Origin of the sequence: Flavobacterium sp. KACC 22763 (assembly GCF_028736155.1) — a bacterium.
Taxonomy (GTDB): domain Bacteria; phylum Bacteroidota; class Bacteroidia; order Flavobacteriales; family Flavobacteriaceae; genus Flavobacterium.
On the sequence record NZ_CP117879.1, the window covers coordinates 2,036,823 to 2,056,027 of the forward strand.

The window sequence follows — 19,205 nt, forward strand, 5'->3', positions numbered from 1 at the left end:
CTTCAAAAAGGATAGGCCTTTTACCTTGCGGCGCGAATTGGACTTGAACCACCTCGCACCAATCTTAATAAACCATCTGCCATCAAATAGCTGTAAAAATATATCTGCCGGTAAAATCAACCGCACTTTTTTCCCAACTCCCCCATCGCCGGCCAAAATCAAAAAAAACTATTTTAAAAGAAGAAGAAGAAGAAGAAGAAGAAAAACAATCTAAAAGAAAACTGACTGACATCTAAAACCCGTAAAAACACCTGAGCGCATATTAAATGATTGCTATAATTTTAAATATGGAAACTCTCGCCCCAGATCATATTTTCCGCCGCTTTATCTGACAGCATCAAATTTATATTTTATAGAGCCACTAAAAGAAGAAAATTATGGAAATTGGAATCATAGGCATAAGCAGCCTGACCATTGATTTAGCAGGCAGGGCATCCCAGGCAGGCTTTAGGGTCATTATAAACAATCCCAAAGGCGGCAGCCTTATAAGGGACTGCATCGAAAAAATGGGAACAGATGTCCGCTTGGGCTCTCTTGATCAGGCGGCGGCCCCCAGCCTGATCGTGCTTTTCCTGCCCAAGGAAAATCTGGAAGACACAATCCAAAAGCTTCCTGACATGTCAGGAAAAACCGTACTGCACGCCAGCGGCCTCATTTCTGACGCGCAAGCCCTTCACACGGGAATCGCCAAAGCCATGGCCTACCAAAACACGGCATCACTGCTTCCTGCCGCCCATATGGTAAAGCTTTTCAATGCGGCGCCTTTCCGATCAGACCGCATCAATGGGCAGGAAGAGAAAAAAGAAGAGCTGTTTTTTATGGGCGGCTGTTCTGATTCAAGAAGCAAAACAGCGGCATTTCTAAAAAAACTGCAGTTCCTTCCCGTTGATCTCTCCTTCAGGCTCCAGCTTCAGAACAGCTGGATAAGCAGAGTTTCACACCCGACAGAATAGAGATCCATCGGTTCGCAAACTCTCTGAATCAAGAATGCTTCTCTGCCCATCCATGCCGTTTGGACAAGGCAAAACATACAATCTCCCGCCACTTGCTTTAAGGCGCTTATCCCATTGGGCAAAATGCCATATTGCTTTGCAAGCGCGCATTTCTGCATTCATGAGATTGGGGATATGGATAATAAAATAATCCATCCAATAAAATCAGCAGCCTCATGGGCATCTCCTTCATTGGGGGAAAAAACAATATGAAATGCAATCTAAAAGAGAAATTTAAATTTATAACATAAGAAAGAAAGAAAGAAAGAAAGAAAGAAAGAAAGAAAGAAAGAAAGAGCCAACGACTTAATGCAGTGCAATTGGCTCTTATCATGAAACACATCCAATGTACAAAAAAATGCTGACAATCAAATAGCATTCCGCAAACAAATCGCTAATTTTTCAAACAGGCTGCAAAAACCTCTTAAGCACGCTGACCGCTGGCCAAAATAAAAATATAAAAAAACCGAATCACTTAAAACACTCTAAAAAAGAAGAATAGAAAAAATAATAAAAAAGAAACAATCTAAATGAAAACTAAGAAAAAAAAGCTTTAGCGCAGCATTTTAAGATCATCAGCTAAAAAAAACAGCGGTTCGAGTGCTGTTCCCGAATAAAGCAAAGCTTCAGATACCTCTGAAGCTTTTTTTCTTAATTCAGCTGTAATTTACCTTGATAGCTATGCCACCTCTTTGATAAACTAACACACGTAAAAAAGCATTCCCAGGCGCCTGCCCTAAAAATTAATATAAAACCTTTCACCTTTTCTTCTTCACCACCAGATGCTTCAGCGCCGGATCATTCAGAAGCCTATCCATCTCGGTATAGATGATCTCCCGCACATCCCTTTTAATCTGCGCGAAGTTCTGCTGGATCATCGCGTTATCGAGTTTTCTAACCGGCGGTATTTCTTTATAGCCTTGCTCCTCTTTACGAAGTGCGCCATGATCATTTACAATCGAGCAATGGAAAGTCTTGAGCTCTATTTTGCAGTCTGGATTATCTGCCACCATGCCCACAAATTCCCCCGAACTCAAAGATGAAATCTTCGAAGGCGGCACAGCCGAATCCAGCTGTCTGGAACGGCTGACGGAAGTATCCGAGCTGTTAATGGAAATGCTTTCCCTGTCCTGCATGATCTTGCCGAAACGCTCGGAAAGCTGCTTGGCGGTGTCCCCTGTGACCTGTCCCGAGATGATGTTTCCTGTGATGTTCATAATCACATCGGCCTGCTCGCGCCCATAGTCTTTTCTGAGCTGGCTGAAGTCCTGCACACCCAGGCACGTGCTGACCCTGTTGCTTCTTGCCGTTGCAATCAGGCTGTCCATATTGTTGAGATAGATGGTCGGGAACTCGTCAAATATGAGGCTCGATTTGAGCTTCCCTTTCTTGTTTACAAGCTTGATCAGACGGTTCACATAAAGAGACAGTACCGCTCCGTAGATCTGCAGCTTCTGGGGGTTGTTTCCCATGCAGACGATCTTCGGCTCCTCGGGATTATTGATATCCAATGTGAAATCATTTCCCGAAAGCACATAATACAGCTGCGGCGAAGACAGCCTTGCCATGGCAATCTTCGCCGAGGCGATCTGCCCCTCCAACTGGTCCATGGCATCGTTGAGATAGGCGCTGACAAAGGGATTGATCAGCGCCTCTATTTCCTTATCGGTCCGAAGCAGGGTAAAGAGGCTGTCGTAATCGGTCTGCATGAGCTCGATCACATGCGGCAGGGTGCAGAACTCCCCGCCCTTATACCTTCTGAGATACCAGATCACGGCCGAAAGAAAATTGATCGGAGACTCCACAAAAAAGTCCCCCTGCCTTTTGATCCACTCGCGGTTAAGCCCCATCAGAATTGTCCTGGCGGACTCTGAGGCGTCAGTGATGTCCTCCATGCTCTCTGGATCCAGAGGATTGCAGCGGTGCATGATGCTGTCGAAATTGATGAAGTAGCATTTGGGCATAACAGCATAGGCATGCCTGTATTTCTCAAAGGCATTGTAGGCAATCTTAGACAGATCATCGTACTTGAAGTCATAGACAAACATGCTGAAGCCTTTTGCGATATGCTGGGTGATGACATGGCGGATGACAAAGTATGATTTCCCCGAGCCGGGCGTTCCCAGAACCATCAGTCCGCGGAAGGGATTTATGATGTTGATCCAGCTCGAGCGGATCTTGTTTTTAAGATGATACTGCGCCGGCAGATTGATCGAATATTCGTTTTCCAGCAGCCTCTCCTCCTGCGGAAAGGTTTCGTTCTCACTGTTGAAGACATCACCCGAAGCCAGCCTGTTTCTAATCAGTCTGGACAGCAGCGTGCCGCCTGAGAGCATGAGCAGAAATCCCAAAGCCGTAACCATCATATAGCTCAACGCAGCCATAACCTCATCAGCAGAAAACAGCAGCAAAAGCCCGCTTGAAAAATACAGCACCCCTCCTGAAACCATTTTATAGAGCGCTGTTCTGAACTGCAGCTTCTCATCCTTTCTTCCTTTTGCCCCCAAAAGCGAAATCAAAAGAAACCCCAGCACGGCAAGCTTGGAAATATAAAAATTATCAAACAGTCCCGTCCGGCATACCGATGCCAGAACCTTATCTCCGAACCCTGATGCAAGATTCCATAATTTAAAAGCCCCATAACAATAATAATAGCAATGCCCAATCAGCAGGATGATGCTAATGAGCCTTGTCATGTCCACTATTTTTCTCAGCGCCTGTTCATTTTCTCCCGTCTGCATGGCTGCACTATTTTAGTGTGATTAATTTCTTTTCAATTCAGATCCGAACTTCCCCTTTTCTTTCTTCTCCGGCGCTTTCGCTTTAATGACGCGGGAACATTGTCAGGCTGCCATTCGGGTTTGAAAAGCTCCTGAAGCCCTTTTGTAAAAATGCCATCTGAAATGCTTTCTGAATCTCCCATCATGGCTATCTGCCTGCATCGCTTATATTCGGTTTCCAAGACGGTTTCCCCTCCTGCCTTCACTTTCACTGCAGCACCGTGTCCGCAGCGTTCCATCATGCCTTTCGCGCTGTAGTTTTTCCCCAAAGCGCTGCCGTTTAAGACGCACTTGGTGACATGGTCCACATAGGTTATTCCGTAGAGCTGCCCCTGACCGCTCTTCCGCAGAACAGCGTCAATCCCCTCTTTCTGAAGGGCGGAAACCAGTTTTTCCATATCCACATCCCTGCTTAAAAAAACGGCATCAGCTGCGCTGCGGATCCGCTTTTTTTCAAATGCATTTTCCCCGCTGTTCAAGGCATAACGCCCTTCCAGAAAAGCAAGGGTAGGCTTCATTGCAAAATCGCTCGCTTTTATCGGAACACCAATAGCTTCCCCTCTCTTATCCAGCATTCGGTATAAGAGCCCTCCCGCCTTAAAGATTCTAGAATCTTCACTTCCCCTATCCGCCCTGATGTTATAGAGCTGCAGCACTGCATTGAGCTCCGCCAGGGAAGTGTATCTATAATTCAAAAGCACCGATTGTAGCACTCCTGACATGGCTTTTTTGGACTCCATCCTGCCATAGCAAACCCTGCTTACTGCAACAGGTTTTATCAGCGGCATATCCTCCGATTTTCTCCCTTCCGCCCTCACCAGATTGAACTGCTTTTCAATCTCTTTTCTGGCTTTCTCCGACTGGTTCTTTCCGATGTTCTGCATGTCGATCCTAGAACCGTCCTCCCTTACTTTTATAGAGACCAGATGGATGTGCGGGTGCCCTGCATCATGATGCTGGTAGACCAGATAGGGCTGCTCTGCAAAACCTATCTTTTCCATATAGGCATCTGCTATCCTCATGAGCTTTTCGGCGGAATAATTCTCACGCGGATGGAAGTTCAGCGAAATGTGCACGCTGTTACGTCTGACATTCCCGTTCAGGGCGTTCTGATGCAGCAGGCGGTTGAGTTTCATGGAGGAATTGAGATCCTTTACAGCGGCCGGATAATTGCCTTCTCCGATGCACTTGGCGGCGCCCTGCTTCACCTTGTTTTCATTGTACCGGAAGATACTCTGCACTGAATGTCCGGTCTTTATGACTGCAACCATTTCCGTGCTATTTTTTCGGTCATTTTTACAATGGACTCGGTCTGTGCCAATAGCCTTTCCCGCTGCGATTCAGTCTCTGAAATCCAGCGCCTGAATTCGGCATTATGCTGCAGGGCATGGAGCCTTCTGACACTCTGGTTGAAGTTGTTTCCAAGGGCGGAGAGCTCCTTTCTAAGACGGATGAACTCGAGCATGAATTCATCCAGTGAAACATCCCGATGCTTGACTATAACTGGTTTATTCAGCAGGCAGCTTCTGAGGTATTCGCTCATCTGCCTACAGGCGGTTGTCTTGAACCTTCTCTCAAGCATGTTGTATTCAGCAGCTGTAAAGCGCACCGCCGCAATTCGGGTTCTGTTTAAAATCTCTTTCTCCATTTTGCTTCCCTTTCATTTCTTCAAACAATCCTCCTTTTGAGTTTCACTGCCGCGAGTTCCGAGCACAGGGCAGCCAGATTCGTTTGTTAAACAAACGGACATCTGGCCGACTGCAGGAACGCCGCAGTCCTTGAGCTTCCTCAAAGCTCAAAAGCCAAAAAAGACCTCTTTCGGTAACTCTCCAGCGCGAAATTAGAAAAGTCGTGCGGATTCCTCCCATCCCGACCATATTTTGAACGGGGTGTTTTAAGCGCTTCTGCCTATCTTTGGAGCAGCTGATTATTAATTTAAAACGTAGAAATTATGCTTACAGAAAATGATGCTGCCCTGGTTTTTGACACCATAATGAGTTCTCCGGGCATGAGCGAACCGGTGAGGATTGATCTGAAGATTTCACGAAAAAACGTGCTGCTTCTGCACCATGTAATTGAGCGCGGACTGCTTGAAAACGACAGCGACCCGTCGGTGCTTTTAAAGCGCACGGCAGAGGAAAGCATCGCCGAATTAAGACAGCTTTCCGCCGACTGCCTGGCAAGAGCCGGACTTGCAGAACTCAATGAAAAACTGGCCCGTCTTGGTGCGGAAAAAAAACACTAGAAGAACAGAAAGAAAAGCCGCCAACAGAAAAGTTTAGCGGCTTTTTTATTGCTATGTTTCACTTATGCATTGCTTTAAAAACATTATAATTTTTATGCTATTTTTGAACAAGCTAATAAATAAATATGACCGCGGAAGAATTAAAAGGATTTGAAGAAAGACAGGCTGAAATGCAGCAGACCAGAGACATTTTTGATCTCATCTGCAGCACACTGAACCTGAAATATGGTGAGTTCTTTGGATTTCGCGATACCAGGGGATTCGTTGTGCTGAATATCTATAGGCATCAGGGAGAGAAGACAAGAGTGATTAAAGTTTCGGAAACGGCGGAAGTTCTTATCGACACCCATAAATACTATTCTGTCTACCAGTCCCAGACGAAAAGAAACGTGCTTTTTTACAGTGGGCTCAGGGATCAGCCAGACGGCTATAAGACCACCAGAGCCGGAGTGCTCGATGAAAATTTTGAGATCCTTATTCCAGCGCGATACGATTCCCTAAATGACATCAACGAAGACAGCTATCTGGCCACAATCGATGATTATGCGGGCATACTTGATTCCAAATTTGAAATCATCATTCCCTTAAAGTTCAGAGAAATCGAGTATAATAAAACCCTGAAGATCTTCAAAGCCAGAGAACAGATCAATAGAAAAATTGAAAAGGAAGATGAAAATACGGAAGGAAGCGTTTATTGGATCTACGACCAGAAAGGCATGCTGCTCCAAAAACTTGAATACGGGCTTATAAATTTTGCAAACAGCCCTTCGCACTATACCGTTTATGACATCGGATCATTCTACGGCGAATATGTCGACCATACCTCTATGATCGGCAGGCAGGGGCTCCTGGACCAAAGCTTCAAAACTATAATTCCGCCCGTTTACGATCTGATTTTAAAAGGCAAAAAATTTATTCTGGTTTATGAACAAAAAAATCCTGCCATAGGCCGAGACTATGAATCGGAAGAGGCCCAAGGCGCCGAATGCTACTATACGCTGGATGGAGGAAAATGGGGCGTCTTTGACCATGAGGGAAAACTTGTCATCCCAGTTGAATGCAACTGGATTACCCATACCCTTAAGGATGATTTATTTCTTATCAACCCCACTGGGCTGATGTACTATTATCAGGGCGAACAGGAAGACGGAGTCTGGTGCGCCAAGGACGGACTCTGGGGGCTCATCAATTCGAAAAATGAAATCCTTGTGGAGCCTGCCTATAAGCACTACCACATGTATGATGACAAAATCATATTCTGCAACAGGCAAAATGCCGATTATGAAATTCTTGACATTGAAGATGCTCTTACCATATGCTTTTAGCACTTGATGGGAGTATCCATCCCAAACGAAAAAACTCCCTTAAAAAAAGGAGTTTTCGGCGGCCGGCGGTTGCCTGAAATGGTATGTGGCAACTAACTAAATCATTTGGGGCAGAACCTCCAGACGAACCCCGCCGGTCCCCTGTTATTTTCTGACTGATTTAAACGGCAGCATTACCAATATCAAGACAAATTTACGGCAATAAAGCAATTTAAGACTTATAGAATCTTTCCCAGCCTTTACAGGATTATAAGATTTATCATGACGGACTGCCATCACTGCATTAATATTCATATTAAAAATATAAGAACAAAAAAAGGCACCTATAAGGCGCCTTCATCCAAAAAGGAGTAGTACTTCTGCTCGGTAACGATCAGATGGTCCAGCAGCTTGATGTCCAGCAGCTCACCAGCGGTCTTGATCTTTCTGGTAATGGCTTTGTCTGCCTCTGAAGGAGCGGCCTTTCCCGATGGATGGTTATGGGAGATAATGATGCCCACTGCATTGGCTTTAAGCGCAGAGGCAAACAACAGTCTGATGTCCACTACAGTTCCTGCAATGCCTCCAGAGGATACCTGGTAAACGCCAAGCACCTTGTTGGCCTGATTGAGCAGCAGGACTTTGAACTGCTCGATGAATTCTATCTTGTCGGGATCCCAGCAGTCCATCAGGATGGCATAGGCGGATTTGGAGGATGTGATCTTGGGCCTCTTGGAGCTCTTCACTTTTGCTCTATAGATCAGATCTATTTCCGCTACGATTTTCCAGCTGCTGACTTGTTGTGCTTTCATGGCTTTTACTATTTAAGATTAATAACAGCACCTGCATCGGGCAGAGGAAAGCGAGCGCAAAAAGCAACGCAATAAAGCAGGACGGATGTCCTGCATTTATGGGGGAATTTTTTGCGGACGAACCGCCCTCCTGTGCCCGAACTTTGTGATGTGATTAAACTCAAAGGGCTTCTCCGCTGAAAAAGGCTTATGCGGAAGGGACATGCCCAAACAGCACTAAACGGATCATCAGACAGAGCAAAAAAGCATGGCTAAAAAACGTGAAAGTGCAATCGGCTGGATTCCAAAACAGTGGATTAAAAAGCATGCAGATACAATCGAATTAAGCCGTAAACACCGCAGCCATTCTTGCCTTTCGTCTGGTTTTTGCCTAAATTTGCCGCATGAATTACGAAGACATCAAACGCCATTTTGAAAGCAGTCCTCCACCCAAGGAAGCGAAGTGGACCGAATGGGCATACATCTCCGATACGCAGCTTTTCCTGAAGAGCTGCTACATCGGCATCAGAAACTTTAACGGCCCTGTCGACCGCTGTCCGGCATGGTGGCACTTGAAAGAATTTTATATTCTAATGAAAAAAGCAACTTCGCAGACAACTGATCAAGAAGCGCCTATAGAAGAAGCAGCTGGCGAAATTATTGCAGAAGCAGCTTCTGAAAAAGCAGTTTCCGAAGAGCAAACTGCCGTCTAAAATTCCGTCTAATCGATACTTTATTGCCCCCACACAGAACTGGTGAAGAATTATCAATATATAATGTCCTGAATTATTTTAACAGCCGGCATATTTCACAATAAAATCAGGCTTTTCAAAATCATAGCCGCGGGAATCCTTCTGCGTCGGGACAGGATAACGAAAAAAACAAAAAGAAAAGCCGATAAATTGTCGGCTCTTTTTATGCAATAAAATCAAAACCAAAAGCCCGAAGTCCTGACAGCCGGCGGGCTTTGATTTTTTTTTAAGATTTTCTTATTATTTCATGCTGATGGTGTCCATCAGGTTTTCCTGATCGATGAAGGCTGCAATGTACTGCTGGACTTCATTGCGTTTCTCTTTGTCCGTTTCAAAGCTATTGATGTGGAACTCTTCGTCCTGATCCAGGATATGTATGATCTCGGTGTACCCTTTTGAAATCAGGCTGCCTTTTAGCTTCAGGATCGTATGCTGCTGATGTGCATCCAAATCTTTTCTTACCTTTAATTGTATAGCTTTTTCCATTGTAAAAGATCTGTTAGATTTGTTTTTAGTATATTTCTTAAATCAAATATAATTATTTAGATCAGATACACATTTCTCCCCTATGTTAAAATCAGGTATTTTACTTATAATTAACATAGTGCTGACTGCTTCTTAAGTGGCCATTCCATCCACTAATGCATAAGAAAAACAAGCCTTAGTAATCAATAAGGCTTGTTTTATTTCTAAATATTATCCTAATGATATTCTATTTGCCGCATCCCTTTTTTTCTGGTCGATCACTTTTGCATAAATCTGCGTGGTTTTAACGCTCCTGTGCCCTAACATTTTTGAAATGGTAAAAATATCGGTTCCCGCAGTCAGCTGGAGCGTAGCATAGGTATGCCTAAAGCTATGAAAGGTAATATGCTTATTAATTCCAGACAATGCTACCCATACTGGAAGCACCCGGTCTACATCCCATTTATTTAATCCTTTAAACACCAGTTCCTTTTCCCCTTTTCTTTTTCCAAGCAGTGAAAAAGCTTCATCGGAAATCGGCATTGTTTCTGCCCCTTGAGTTTTTTTCTGGCGGAATATGATATAGTAGCCATCATTCTCAATGTAATGGATCTCAGACCAGAGCAGCTTCGCAATATCTACATAACGTATTCCTGTCAATACCGAAAACATCGAAATTTTACGCACTAAGGAATTTGGACAGGGGGTCGAAAAAAGTTTTCGGGTCTCTTCAATAGTCATAAAATTGCGCTGGGATTCCATTTCTTTTATAGATCCAATTTTTGAGTTAATGTCTGTTCTTAATTTATCTTCTTTATACGCCCCTTTTAGAGTTGTTTTTATTTTATTGTAATAGGAAAGCGCCGTATTGCGAGAAATCTGCTTATTATTCTTTCTCATGCTCCTCGCTTTGAGAAGATAATCCCTGAAGTCCTCAATAACTGTAACCGTAACATCCTTAAACAGCAGATCATTTCCATTTAAAAATGCTTCAAAGTGCGCTATGGCGCAGTTCCATATCGATAGATTATTTCCTGTTTTTTTCTCTCCGAGCTTTTTATAATATTGGAGAAATGATTCATTTCCTCGAGCCTGAATCTGCAGCTGCTCTTTTTCAAATGGAGAATAGATTTCCGATTTGTTGATTTCATTCTGTCTTCTTGCTCGTATTAATTCCGCCGTATGCAGATTTTCAGAATTGGACAGCTTCTGATACTGATCTGCCGGTTTCTGATAGATATACAGTTTCAAAAACTCGCGTCTCGTATAGTCATTTGCTCTTGAATCCCACACGGGAGGATAGAAATCCAAATATAGAGACATTCTTCCTTGAGAAATAGCTTTCTTTCTAAGTGTAACAATACTCTTACTCATGGCTCTGAATGTTAAATAATAATTCTATATCTCTTTTGGAAACATATACAAACCTGCCCACATTGTACTTTTCAATCTTTGCTCTTAACAAAATGCCGTACAAAGCCGCAGGAGAAATATTCAGCTTCTTCTGTATTTCAGAAATTGTATAGCAGTGTTCAATTCCTGGAAATCTCTGAACAGTTTCTTCATTTTTTCTGCTTTCGTAAAGCCTTTCAAAAAATTTATCGATTTCTGGACGATTTATGAAAGTCTTGGCTCCAACTTTTCTAATGGCAATTTCATTCCTTGAAATTACCCTGTAAAGTGTTCTCCTGCTTATGCCCATAAGCAGACTTGCCTGGTCAATAGTGAAAATTTCAAGTTTTTCCAGCTTCTCGATGCCACCATTACGCATGGATTCCATTTTTTGCCCTCTGGCCTCTTTCCTTTTTTCGCTGTTTCTTTTTTTGTAATTCTTGCTTCCGCAGGCTAGTGAGCAAAATTTTGTTTTAATTGTCTTTGCTGTAAATTCACTATTACAGAACTGACAGATTTTGGCAATCCTAATGTTTGAACCCATAATTTTTAAATTTAAGTTTCCTACTGCACTTAAATGTCCTTAGAACTTCCACAATTACTTTCCAAACACTGGAATCTGTCTTGCCAAAATATAGGGGCACAAGACAAACGATATGCTCTAAAATGATATTTTTGCTAATTTCTTTTCCAGAAATCCGATCTCTAGAAAACTCAGCAAAATGTACATTTGTGCCATCATTCATCCCGTTTTGTCACAAAATTTGTACCTCGAAATCCGAGGTACAAATAAGGTACAGATTTACGCAAAGCAATACCAAATATTCAAAAATAAAATCGGATAAAAAAAGAGTCAAAATGTTAATTACCAACACCTTAACTCTTTTTGTTATTTTTTGCTTTGCGTTTCTTTGTGCCCTTCTACTTGCCGATGCAGAAATTAGCAAAAATATTCCCCAACAATTCATCATTTGAAACCTGTCCAGTAATCAACCCAAATTGATATAAAGCTTCGCGAATATCTAGCGCCATAAGATCGCTTGAAAGACCCGATTCTAAACCGAATTTTACTTTCTGAATTTCGTCTAAAGCTTTCAATAAAGAATCATAATGTCTTGTATTGGTCACAATAGTTTCATTATTGCGAAGGGCTCCTGTATTCACAAAAGACAACAATTCATTCTTTAAATCTTCCACTCCTATTTTTTCTTTCGCAGAAATTAATAGCAGTTTTGCATTTAAGTTTTCTAACTGATTGGTAATATTAGCTACTTCATCAGCAGATAGAATGTCTTTTTTATTCACCACAATAAGCAGTGGTTTTAACGGATATTTATTCTTAATCTGTTCAATTTCATTTACAAATTCTGAACTTGATGTTTGGAACTTTAATCCGTCAAATAAATAAATTACGACTTGAGCTTGATCGATTTTTTCGAATGTTTTCTTGATTCCAATGCTTTCTACAACATCTTTCGTATCACGAATTCCAGCTGTATCAATAAATCTAAATCCGATTCCGCCAATTACTAATTCATCTTCAATAGTATCGCGCGTAGTTCCGGCAATGTCAGAAACAATGGCACGTTCTTCGTTTAATAAAGCATTCAATAATGTCGATTTTCCCACATTCGGCTCACCAACAATCGCAACCGGAATTCCGTTTTTAATCACATTTCCAACAGCAAACGAATCAATCAAACGTTTTAAAACAAATTCAATTCTATTTAATAATTCATGAAATTGCGTTCTATCTGCAAACTCCACATCTTCTTCTGCAAAATCTAATTCCAATTCAATTAAAGAAGCAAAATTTAATAGTTCTTCTCGCAATTTTGCAATTTCATTACTGAATCCGCCGCGCATTTGCTGCATTGCAATTTGGTGAGAAGCTTCATTATCTGACGAAATCAAATCTGCCACCGCTTCTGCCTGCGATAAATCCAGTTTTCCGTTTAAGAAAGCTCTCAACGTAAATTCACCAGCATCGGCCATTCTACATCCATTTCGAAGCAATAACTGAATAATCTGCTGCTGAATATAAGTCGATCCGTGACAAGAAATTTCAATCGTATCTTCTCCTGTATAAGAATTTGGGCCTTTAAAAACAGAAACCAACACTTCGTCTAGTGTTTTGCTTCCGTCTACAATATGTCCCAAGTGAAGAGTATGCGTTTTCTGCTTGGTCAAATCTTTGTTTTTAATAGATTTAAAAACCGAATTACCAATTGTAATAGCCTCTGCTCCAGAAATACGAATTATGGCGATAGCTCCAGCTCCCGAAGGCGTAGCTAAAGCAACTATTGAATCTTGATTTATCATGCTGCAAAGGTATAAAAAAACGCTCAAATTCTTTTCTTTGGTAATGTTACTCCACTCGAACAAGAAATCTTCCGACTAATTAAGATTAATAAATCATTAAGTGTTAAAATACTGATAAATATCAGGTTGTTTTCTTTCTAGAATGAGTAAATTTGAGAGACAAACCTTAATCTTAAATACGATGAAAAAGATATTATTTCCAACCGATTTCTCTGACGCTGCTACCAATGCATTTGTTCATGCTTTAGAATTTGCTAAAGTTGTAAACGCCGAATTGATCTTACTTCATACATTCGAGATTCCTGTTTACGACAGCCAATTCTTTCCAGAGAATTATGCTTCTATATATAGTTCAATCGAGCTAGCAAAATTTGAAACGTTTAAAGATGAAATTCCGAAACTACGAACTATTGCTGCTGAACGTAATCTAGAAGATATTGTGATCAAACACCGTTTAATGGATGGTGATCTTATCTATAATCTTAAAAACGCAGTCGAAGAAGATCAAGTCGATTTTGTTATTATGGGAACCAACAGCGCTTCAGACTGGACAAAATTCTTCACGGGTTCTAATACCGAATCTGTGATTTCTGGAGTTGAAGTTCCTGTTTTATGCATTCCGATCGATGCTAAATACAAAAAGGTAAAAACAATTGGTTTTACGACACGCTACCGAGAAAAAGACAAAAAAGAACTAAAAAAAGTTCTGAAGATCGCAAAAAAAACAGATGCTAAAGTTAAAAGTTTATATGTAAGAACATCTAATTCTGATGTTTCAGAAGAAACCAGAAAAGAATTCGAAAAAGAATTTGCTGGAGAAAACGTTGAGTTTTTAGTTCTGCCAAGTGATGATGTAAAAGAAACCATCCTAGACTTTGTGTTATATAAAGACATTGATATTCTAACGACTATAACGCACAAACGCTCTTTCTTTGAAAGTCTTTTTGACTCTAGTTTTTCAAAAAAAATAGCCAAAGAAGTGACCATTCCGATTTTGGTTATGCACGAAGATTAAACAACAATATTGATGATTTTGTGACTTAAAAGCTATATTTGTATTTCAAGCAAAATAATAGAATGAAAGCATATCCAGACAACGTCGCAAAATACTCAGAACTCTATAATAAAACCAACAAAAAATACAACAGCATAAGCCTTTTGAGGTTATTAAGTATTTTTCTTTTCTTGTTTTTTATGTTTTATTACATCAAGACAGATCAAATACTTTATGTTATTCTAGCTGTTTTATCTTTTGCTGGTTTTATTTTTTTTATGAGAATACATTCGCGAGTATCATTTCAAAGATTGCTAGCAGAAACGCTTTTAAAAATTAATAAAAATGAAATTGCTTTCTTAAAAAGAGAAAAAACACCTTTTGAAAACGGCACGGAGTTTATTGATTTTCATCATCCTTATGCCTACGATTTAGATATTTTTGGAGATCACTCTTTGTTTCAAAATCTAAACAGAACCGCTTCTTTTATTGGAAAAAAAACGCTTGCTGAGTTATTACTTCATACGCTGCCTGAAACAGAAATTTTAGAAAATCAGGAAGCTGTAAATGAATTAAAAAGCAAAATTGATTGGCGACAGGAATTTCAGGCTTTAGCAATCATAAGTCAAGATTCTAAACAATCTTATGAAGCTATAAAACATTGGACTTCTTTTACAAATAATTCATTGCCTAAAGTTTTAGTTGCATTATCATTTATTCTTCCTCTAACATTTTTTGGGTTTCTGGCAGCTTATTTTGTTACATCAAAAACTATTATACTTTCTTATTTAACGTATATCTTCATTGCTAATTTAATTGTTTTGGGAAGAGCCGTAAAGAGAATTCAATCGGAAATAGCAAAAGCTGATAATGTCGCTAACATCATAAAGCAATACAGTTTATTGATTGAAAAAATTGAACGTGAGTCTTTCCAATCTAAAAAATTACGTCATTTACAAGAACAATTGAATTTCAAGAATGCGAAAGCAAGCCAACATTTAAAACAGCTTTCTGAGCTGTTTTCAAGAATGGATACGATAAATAACTTTGTAACAGCTACTTTATTCAACGGAACATTCTTATTCAATCTGCATGTTTTAAAAGCATTATTAAAATGGAAAGAAGATTACGCTTCTGAAATGAATCATTGGGTTTCTATTATTGGCGAAATTGAAGCTTTAAATAGTTTAGCTAATCTAGCCTACAATAATGAAGATTTTGTTTTTCCTGAAATCAATTCAGATTATAAAATCGAATTTAAAAATCTAAGCCATCCGTTACTCAATCCTACGACAAGAGTTGGAAATGACACACTATTTCACCCACAATCTTTTGTGATTTTGACTGGTTCAAACATGTCAGGAAAAAGTACTTTTTTGAGAAGTTTAGGCATTAATATGGTATTGAGTGGAATTGGATCAGTTATTTGTGCATCAGAAGCTAAAGTAAATCCATTGCCAGTGCTAGTTTCAATGCGATTATCCGATTCTTTATCTGATTCTGAATCGTACTTTTTTGCTGAAATTAAACGTTTAAAACAGATTATGGATGAACTTGAAAATCAGCCTGCATTTGTTTTATTAGATGAGATTTTAAGAGGCACAAACTCTGATGATAAAAGAAATGGAACAATCGAAGTAGTGAAAAAGATAATTTCTAAAAAAGCCATTGGCGCAATTGCTACTCATGACATAGAAGTTTGTTTGACTACAAATGAATATCCAGAAATTTTGACCAATCAATGTTTTGAAGTTGAGATTCAGAACAACGATTTGCATTTTGATTATAAACTCCGAAACGGAATCTGCAAAAATAAAAGCGCAACATTTTTGATGCAGAAAATGGGGGTTATTTAATGGTGAATTGTAAATGGTGAATTATTAATTATTTTCTATACGCAAAGAAGACATTCACAATTCACCATTTACAATTCACCATTAATTTTCCTCGTACATTTCCATCCACAAACGGGTTTCTTCCAAATCGAGTTCTTTTTCTATTTTGCGAAAGATTTCTTCGTTGACAGAACCAAACTTATGCATCGATTCTAATTTTGCGCGTTCTACATTCAATAAATCGATTTGGATTTTAGTGAAATCATTAAAAATTTCACCGCCAAGAAGTTTTCCATTTCCGAAGAAATTAGCTGGAAGTTCTGTCTTTTGAAGGCGATTGAATTTTACTTCGTATTTGCTTTTAATATTATGAAGCAATTCGTCATTCAGTAAGGAGAAATTATCTTCTATATGAGCAATAGTTTCTGAAACTATTACATTTCGAATATTGTATTCTTCTGCAAGTATCGAATAACGTTCAATTTTCAGCTTTTTAATTAACCATGGAAGCGTAAGACCTTGTATAACCAAAGTTGAAAGTATAACACAGAAAACTAAGTATATAATTAAATTTCGAAGTGGAAATTCTTCTGTTTTATTCAACATCAACGGAAGCGCCAACGCTGCCGCCATAGAAACCACGCCACGCATTCCCGACCATCCAAAAATGATCATATTTCGATAATCAAAAGCTTCTTTTTCACGAATCCTTTTACTGATTACTCTCGGCAGAAGTGTTGCTGGAATCACCCATAAAAAACGAACTAAAATAACCACAACACTGATTACAGCTCCCCAAATAAATAACGAATTCCCAGAGTAATTGCTAATTCCTGCAATAATTTGTCTTAACTGAAGTCCGATTAAAATAAAGATCAAACCATTCAGAATATTATTTAAAACATCCCAAATCGTATTCGTCATAATTCGGCTTTCATGAGAAAAAATTGTTCCCGATCTTGCAGCCAGAAAAAGACCTGTCGTTACCACAGCCAAAACTCCCGAACCTTCAAAATGTTCTGCAAGCAAATAAGATGCAAATGGCGTCAATAACGTAAGCGTCACCTCGATAATATCATCGCAAACAAATCTTTTATGAATATAATACATTATACCTCCGATAGCTAAACCAATTGCGATACCAAGAGCCGACATAAGCACAAAATTTAACCCTGCTTGCCACAAAACAAAATTTCCTGCTGTAATTGCCGTAAGCGCATATTTATATGCCACAAGACCACTAGCATCGTTCACCAAACTTTCTCCTTCTAGAATAGCAATCAATCTTGGGTTTAATCCTAACCCTTTTGTAATAGCAGTTGCCGAAACCGCATCTGGTGGCGAAACAATGGCACCAAGTAAAAAAGCTAACGGCCAAGACATATCATCAATAAGCCAATGAGCGAAAACAGCAACTAATCCTGTAGTAAAAAAGACCAAACCTACAGCAGCAAAAGTTATTGGACGAATGGACTGCTTAAAATCGGACCAGCTGGTATGCCATGCTGCATGATACAAAAGAGGCGGAAGAAATATAACAAACACTATTTCTGGACTCAAAGCGATTACCGGAAGCCCAGGTACAGCACTAATTACCACACCGCATAAAACCAAAACAATCGGTATCGGGAAATTATATCTTTTGCTAACAAGACTAAGAAAAGCCACACCGAAAAGCAGCATAATGATTACGGTAATATTCTCCATTATTGGTGGTATTTATTGATTTTGGGTTATGGAATTTGGGTACTAAATTAAGATTTTATGACAACTTAATTAAATTAGCATTAAAAAAATAGAACATCAATTTATTGACTTATATCAAACTTTTTGGTTTTAAACCGTTTTAGATTTGCTTCTTATTATTTCTAAAAAGTTTTTATGATAAGTACAGAATTAAATCCGTTAGTGCAGTTTGGAATTTCTAGTAAAGAGCGTGTTGAAAATGCTTTGGAACAGCTTAAAAACGGAAAAGGCGTTTTGGTAACCGACGATGAAAACCGAGAAAATGAAGGCGATCTTATATTTTCTGCGCACCACATGAACGTTCAAGATATGGCTTTAATGATTCGTGAATGCAGCGGAATTGTCTGTCTTTGTCTTACTAATGAAAAAGCCGATGAATTGGAACTTCCCTATATGGTAAAAGAAAACACAAGCAGTTTTCAGACTCCGTTTACCATTACTATTGAAGCGAAAAACGGAGTTACCACTGGAGTTTCGGCACAAGATCGAATTACTACTATTAAAACAGCTGTTGCCACAAATGCAAAACCAGAAGATCTGGCAAAACCTGGACATATTTTTCCGCTTAGAGCGAATGACAAGGGCGTTTTAGGCAGAAATGGCCACACCGAAGGAAGTGTAGATTTAATGAAATTGGCGGGTTTACAACCTGAAGCTGTTCTTTGCGAATTGATGAACGAAGACGGTAGCATGGCGAAACTAGACAAAATCATTAGCTTTGCACAAGAACACGATTTGGTAGTTTTATCTATTGAAGATATTATTTATTACCGCAAATTCGTTAGAGATTATAATTAAATGATATACGAACAGCTTGGCAATTCCATTCGAAAAAGCATAAATGTTTCTGATGAAGATTTAGAAACCATTCTCTCTTATTTTAAACTTATCAAAAAAGGAAAAAATGAGATTTTGCTGGCTCAAGGACAAATTAGTCAAGAGACCTTTTTTGTTGCAAAAGGCTGTTTGCGCATCTTTTTTATTAATGAAGAAGGAAAAGACGCAACCCGATATATTGCTTTTGAAAATCAGTTTGCTACGGCTTTAGTCAGTTTTATTACTAAAATGCCGGCGCTTGAAAATATTCAGGTTGTGGAGAAATCGGAACTGCTTTCTATCTCTCACGAAGATTTTAATCATTTAATGGAAATTGTTCCGCAATGGCGTGAGTTTTACAGCAATTATTTGGAGAAAGCGTATGTAAATAATGCCAATCGTTTAATGTCTTTTACCACAATGGATGCTTTGGAAAGATACAATCAGCTCTTGAAAATTAATCCTGCGATTGTAAAACGGCTTCCCAATAAAATTGTGGCTTCTTATATTAATATTTCTCAGGAAACTTTGAGTAGGTTGAAATCTAAAATTTAGAGTTATTTTTTTTAGCCACGACCCGAGCGATAGCGAATAGGCGACGCAATTCACGAATTTAATTATTATTTTAATATGAATTGCCTCCAGCTTTAGCTGGAGGTAAAAAAGGAAAATAAGAAGGCTTTAGCCAAATTCAAAGTTTGGCTAAAGCCTTTTACAATTTAAAACAAAAACCTCCAGCTAAAGCTGGAGGCAATTCAGATCTGTCTTAAT

General features: G+C 39.5%; 17 protein-coding genes. 8 read left to right on the forward strand and 9 right to left on the reverse strand.

Features of this window, described 5'->3' with window-relative positions:
• Positions 1-377 precede the first annotated feature (377 nt).
• Entirely contained in the window at positions 378-953 is a 576-nt protein-coding gene (locus tag PQ463_RS08470; RefSeq protein ID WP_274257240.1) for an NAD(P)-binding domain-containing protein, read from the forward strand.
• 797 nt (positions 954-1,750) lie between these two features.
• Here the strand turns inward: PQ463_RS08470 and mobC are convergent.
• From mobC to PQ463_RS08485, 3 genes are read right to left on the reverse strand one after another with little or no spacing between them, the layout of a single operon-like run.
• The gene (gene mobC / locus PQ463_RS08475; protein ID WP_274257242.1) at positions 1,751-3,733 is read right to left on the reverse strand and encodes a conjugal transfer protein MobC; all 1,983 of its coding nucleotides are present in this window, start codon (positions 3,731-3,733) and stop codon (positions 1,751-1,753) included.
• Positions 3,734-3,765: 32 nt separating this feature from the next.
• Positions 3,766-5,043, reverse strand: a complete 1,278-nt coding sequence (locus PQ463_RS08480; RefSeq protein ID WP_274257243.1) for a relaxase/mobilization nuclease domain-containing protein — start codon at positions 5,041-5,043, stop codon at positions 3,766-3,768.
• Positions 5,028-5,420 (reverse strand): plasmid mobilization protein, encoded by a 393-nt coding sequence (locus tag PQ463_RS08485; protein ID WP_274257244.1) that lies wholly within the window; start codon positions 5,418-5,420, stop codon positions 5,028-5,030. The genes PQ463_RS08480 and PQ463_RS08485 overlap by 16 nt, the downstream gene beginning before the upstream one ends.
• A 303-nt stretch (positions 5,421-5,723) precedes the next feature.
• On the opposite strand from PQ463_RS08485, the gene PQ463_RS08490 reads away from it, so the two are divergent.
• Complete coding sequence (locus tag PQ463_RS08490) at positions 5,724-6,017, forward strand: hypothetical protein (protein ID WP_274257246.1); 294 nt, start codon at positions 5,724-5,726, stop codon at positions 6,015-6,017.
• Between the two features lie 125 nt (positions 6,018-6,142).
• Positions 6,143-7,342, forward strand: a complete 1,200-nt coding sequence (locus tag PQ463_RS08495) for a WG repeat-containing protein (RefSeq protein WP_274257248.1) — start codon at positions 6,143-6,145, stop codon at positions 7,340-7,342.
• Positions 7,343-7,665: 323 nt separating this feature from the next.
• On the opposite strand, the gene PQ463_RS08500 is transcribed toward PQ463_RS08495, so the two are convergent.
• Entirely contained in the window at positions 7,666-8,133 is a 468-nt protein-coding gene (locus PQ463_RS08500) for a JAB domain-containing protein (protein ID WP_274257249.1), read from the reverse strand.
• Between the two features lie 383 nt (positions 8,134-8,516).
• Here PQ463_RS08500 and PQ463_RS08505 point away from each other — a divergent pair, with 383 nt between their 5' ends.
• Entirely contained in the window at positions 8,517-8,825 is a 309-nt protein-coding gene (locus tag PQ463_RS08505) for a DUF6965 family protein (RefSeq protein ID WP_274257251.1), read from the forward strand.
• A gap of 279 nt (positions 8,826-9,104) precedes the next feature.
• On the opposite strand, the gene PQ463_RS08510 is transcribed toward PQ463_RS08505, so the two are convergent.
• The 4 genes from PQ463_RS08510 to mnmE all read right to left on the reverse strand — a co-directional run bounded on the left by PQ463_RS08510 (position 9,105) and on the right by mnmE (position 13,043).
• A complete protein-coding gene (locus PQ463_RS08510) occupies positions 9,105-9,350 on the reverse strand; it encodes a hypothetical protein (RefSeq protein WP_111375879.1) in 246 nt (81 codons plus the stop codon).
• A 210-nt stretch (positions 9,351-9,560) separates the two neighbouring features.
• Positions 9,561-10,703, reverse strand: a complete 1,143-nt coding sequence (locus tag PQ463_RS08515; RefSeq protein WP_111375880.1) for a site-specific integrase — start codon at positions 10,701-10,703, stop codon at positions 9,561-9,563.
• Positions 10,696-11,265: a helix-turn-helix domain-containing protein gene (locus tag PQ463_RS08520; RefSeq protein WP_274257254.1), complete on the reverse strand. Its 570-nt coding sequence runs from the start codon at positions 11,263-11,265 to the stop codon at positions 10,696-10,698. The genes PQ463_RS08515 and PQ463_RS08520 overlap by 8 nt, the downstream gene beginning before the upstream one ends.
• A 377-nt stretch (positions 11,266-11,642) precedes the next feature.
• The gene (gene mnmE, locus PQ463_RS08525) at positions 11,643-13,043 is read right to left on the reverse strand and encodes a tRNA uridine-5-carboxymethylaminomethyl(34) synthesis GTPase MnmE (RefSeq protein ID WP_111375883.1); all 1,401 of its coding nucleotides are present in this window, start codon (positions 13,041-13,043) and stop codon (positions 11,643-11,645) included.
• Between the two features lie 181 nt (positions 13,044-13,224).
• Here mnmE and PQ463_RS08530 point away from each other — a divergent pair, with 181 nt between their 5' ends.
• Both PQ463_RS08530 and PQ463_RS08535 read left to right on the forward strand, forming a co-directional pair.
• Positions 13,225-14,058 (forward strand): universal stress protein, encoded by an 834-nt coding sequence (locus tag PQ463_RS08530; RefSeq protein ID WP_111375884.1) that lies wholly within the window; start codon positions 13,225-13,227, stop codon positions 14,056-14,058.
• A 62-nt stretch (positions 14,059-14,120) separates the two neighbouring features.
• Entirely contained in the window at positions 14,121-15,893 is a 1,773-nt protein-coding gene (locus tag PQ463_RS08535; RefSeq protein ID WP_274257259.1) for a MutS-related protein, read from the forward strand.
• 81 nt (positions 15,894-15,974) lie between these two features.
• Here PQ463_RS08535 and PQ463_RS08540 read toward each other — a convergent pair whose 3' ends face one another.
• On the reverse strand, positions 15,975-17,579 hold the full coding sequence (locus tag PQ463_RS08540) for a Na+/H+ antiporter (RefSeq protein ID WP_274257261.1): 1,605 nt from the start codon (positions 17,577-17,579) through the stop codon (positions 15,975-15,977).
• Between the two features lie 174 nt (positions 17,580-17,753).
• Here PQ463_RS08540 and ribB point away from each other — a divergent pair, with 174 nt between their 5' ends.
• Together ribB and PQ463_RS08550 are read left to right on the forward strand one after the other, a co-directional pair.
• Complete coding sequence (gene ribB / locus PQ463_RS08545) at positions 17,754-18,416, forward strand: 3,4-dihydroxy-2-butanone-4-phosphate synthase (RefSeq protein WP_274257263.1); 663 nt, start codon at positions 17,754-17,756, stop codon at positions 18,414-18,416.
• Positions 18,417-18,989 carry a Crp/Fnr family transcriptional regulator gene (locus PQ463_RS08550; RefSeq protein ID WP_274257265.1) on the forward strand — a complete coding sequence of 191 codons (573 nt, stop codon included), beginning with the start codon at positions 18,417-18,419 and terminating at the stop codon, positions 18,987-18,989.
• Positions 18,990-19,205 lie beyond the last annotated feature (216 nt).

Bases quoted from the DNA above. Each gene is read 5' to 3' on its own strand.
- PQ463_RS08490 (WP_274257246.1), top strand. From the start codon at position 5,724: ATGCTTACAGAAAATGATGCTGCCCTGGTTTTTGACACCATAATGAGT.
- PQ463_RS08530 (WP_111375884.1), top strand. From the start codon at position 13,225: ATGAAAAAGATATTATTTCCAACCGATTTCTCTGACGCTGCTACCAAT.
- mobC (WP_274257242.1), bottom strand. From the start codon at position 3,733: ATGCAGACGGGAGAAAATGAACAGGCGCTGAGAAAAATAGTGGACATG.
- PQ463_RS08505 (WP_274257251.1), top strand. From the start codon at position 8,517: ATGAATTACGAAGACATCAAACGCCATTTTGAAAGCAGTCCTCCACCC.
- PQ463_RS08510 (WP_111375879.1), bottom strand. From the start codon at position 9,350: ATGGAAAAAGCTATACAATTAAAGGTAAGAAAAGATTTGGATGCACAT.
- PQ463_RS08470 (WP_274257240.1), top strand. From the start codon at position 378: ATGGAAATTGGAATCATAGGCATAAGCAGCCTGACCATTGATTTAGCA.
- PQ463_RS08485 (WP_274257244.1), bottom strand. From the start codon at position 5,420: ATGGAGAAAGAGATTTTAAACAGAACCCGAATTGCGGCGGTGCGCTTT.
- PQ463_RS08520 (WP_274257254.1), bottom strand. From the start codon at position 11,265: ATGGGTTCAAACATTAGGATTGCCAAAATCTGTCAGTTCTGTAATAGT.
- PQ463_RS08535 (WP_274257259.1), top strand. From the start codon at position 14,121: ATGAAAGCATATCCAGACAACGTCGCAAAATACTCAGAACTCTATAAT.
- ribB (WP_274257263.1), top strand. From the start codon at position 17,754: ATGATAAGTACAGAATTAAATCCGTTAGTGCAGTTTGGAATTTCTAGT.
- PQ463_RS08515 (WP_111375880.1), bottom strand. From the start codon at position 10,703: ATGAGTAAGAGTATTGTTACACTTAGAAAGAAAGCTATTTCTCAAGGA.
- mnmE (WP_111375883.1), bottom strand. From the start codon at position 13,043: ATGATAAATCAAGATTCAATAGTTGCTTTAGCTACGCCTTCGGGAGCT.
- PQ463_RS08500 (WP_274257249.1), bottom strand. From the start codon at position 8,133: ATGAAAGCACAACAAGTCAGCAGCTGGAAAATCGTAGCGGAAATAGAT.
- PQ463_RS08550 (WP_274257265.1), top strand. From the start codon at position 18,417: ATGATATACGAACAGCTTGGCAATTCCATTCGAAAAAGCATAAATGTT.
- PQ463_RS08480 (WP_274257243.1), bottom strand. From the start codon at position 5,043: ATGGTTGCAGTCATAAAGACCGGACATTCAGTGCAGAGTATCTTCCGG.
- PQ463_RS08540 (WP_274257261.1), bottom strand. From the start codon at position 17,579: ATGGAGAATATTACCGTAATCATTATGCTGCTTTTCGGTGTGGCTTTT.
- PQ463_RS08495 (WP_274257248.1), top strand. From the start codon at position 6,143: ATGACCGCGGAAGAATTAAAAGGATTTGAAGAAAGACAGGCTGAAATG.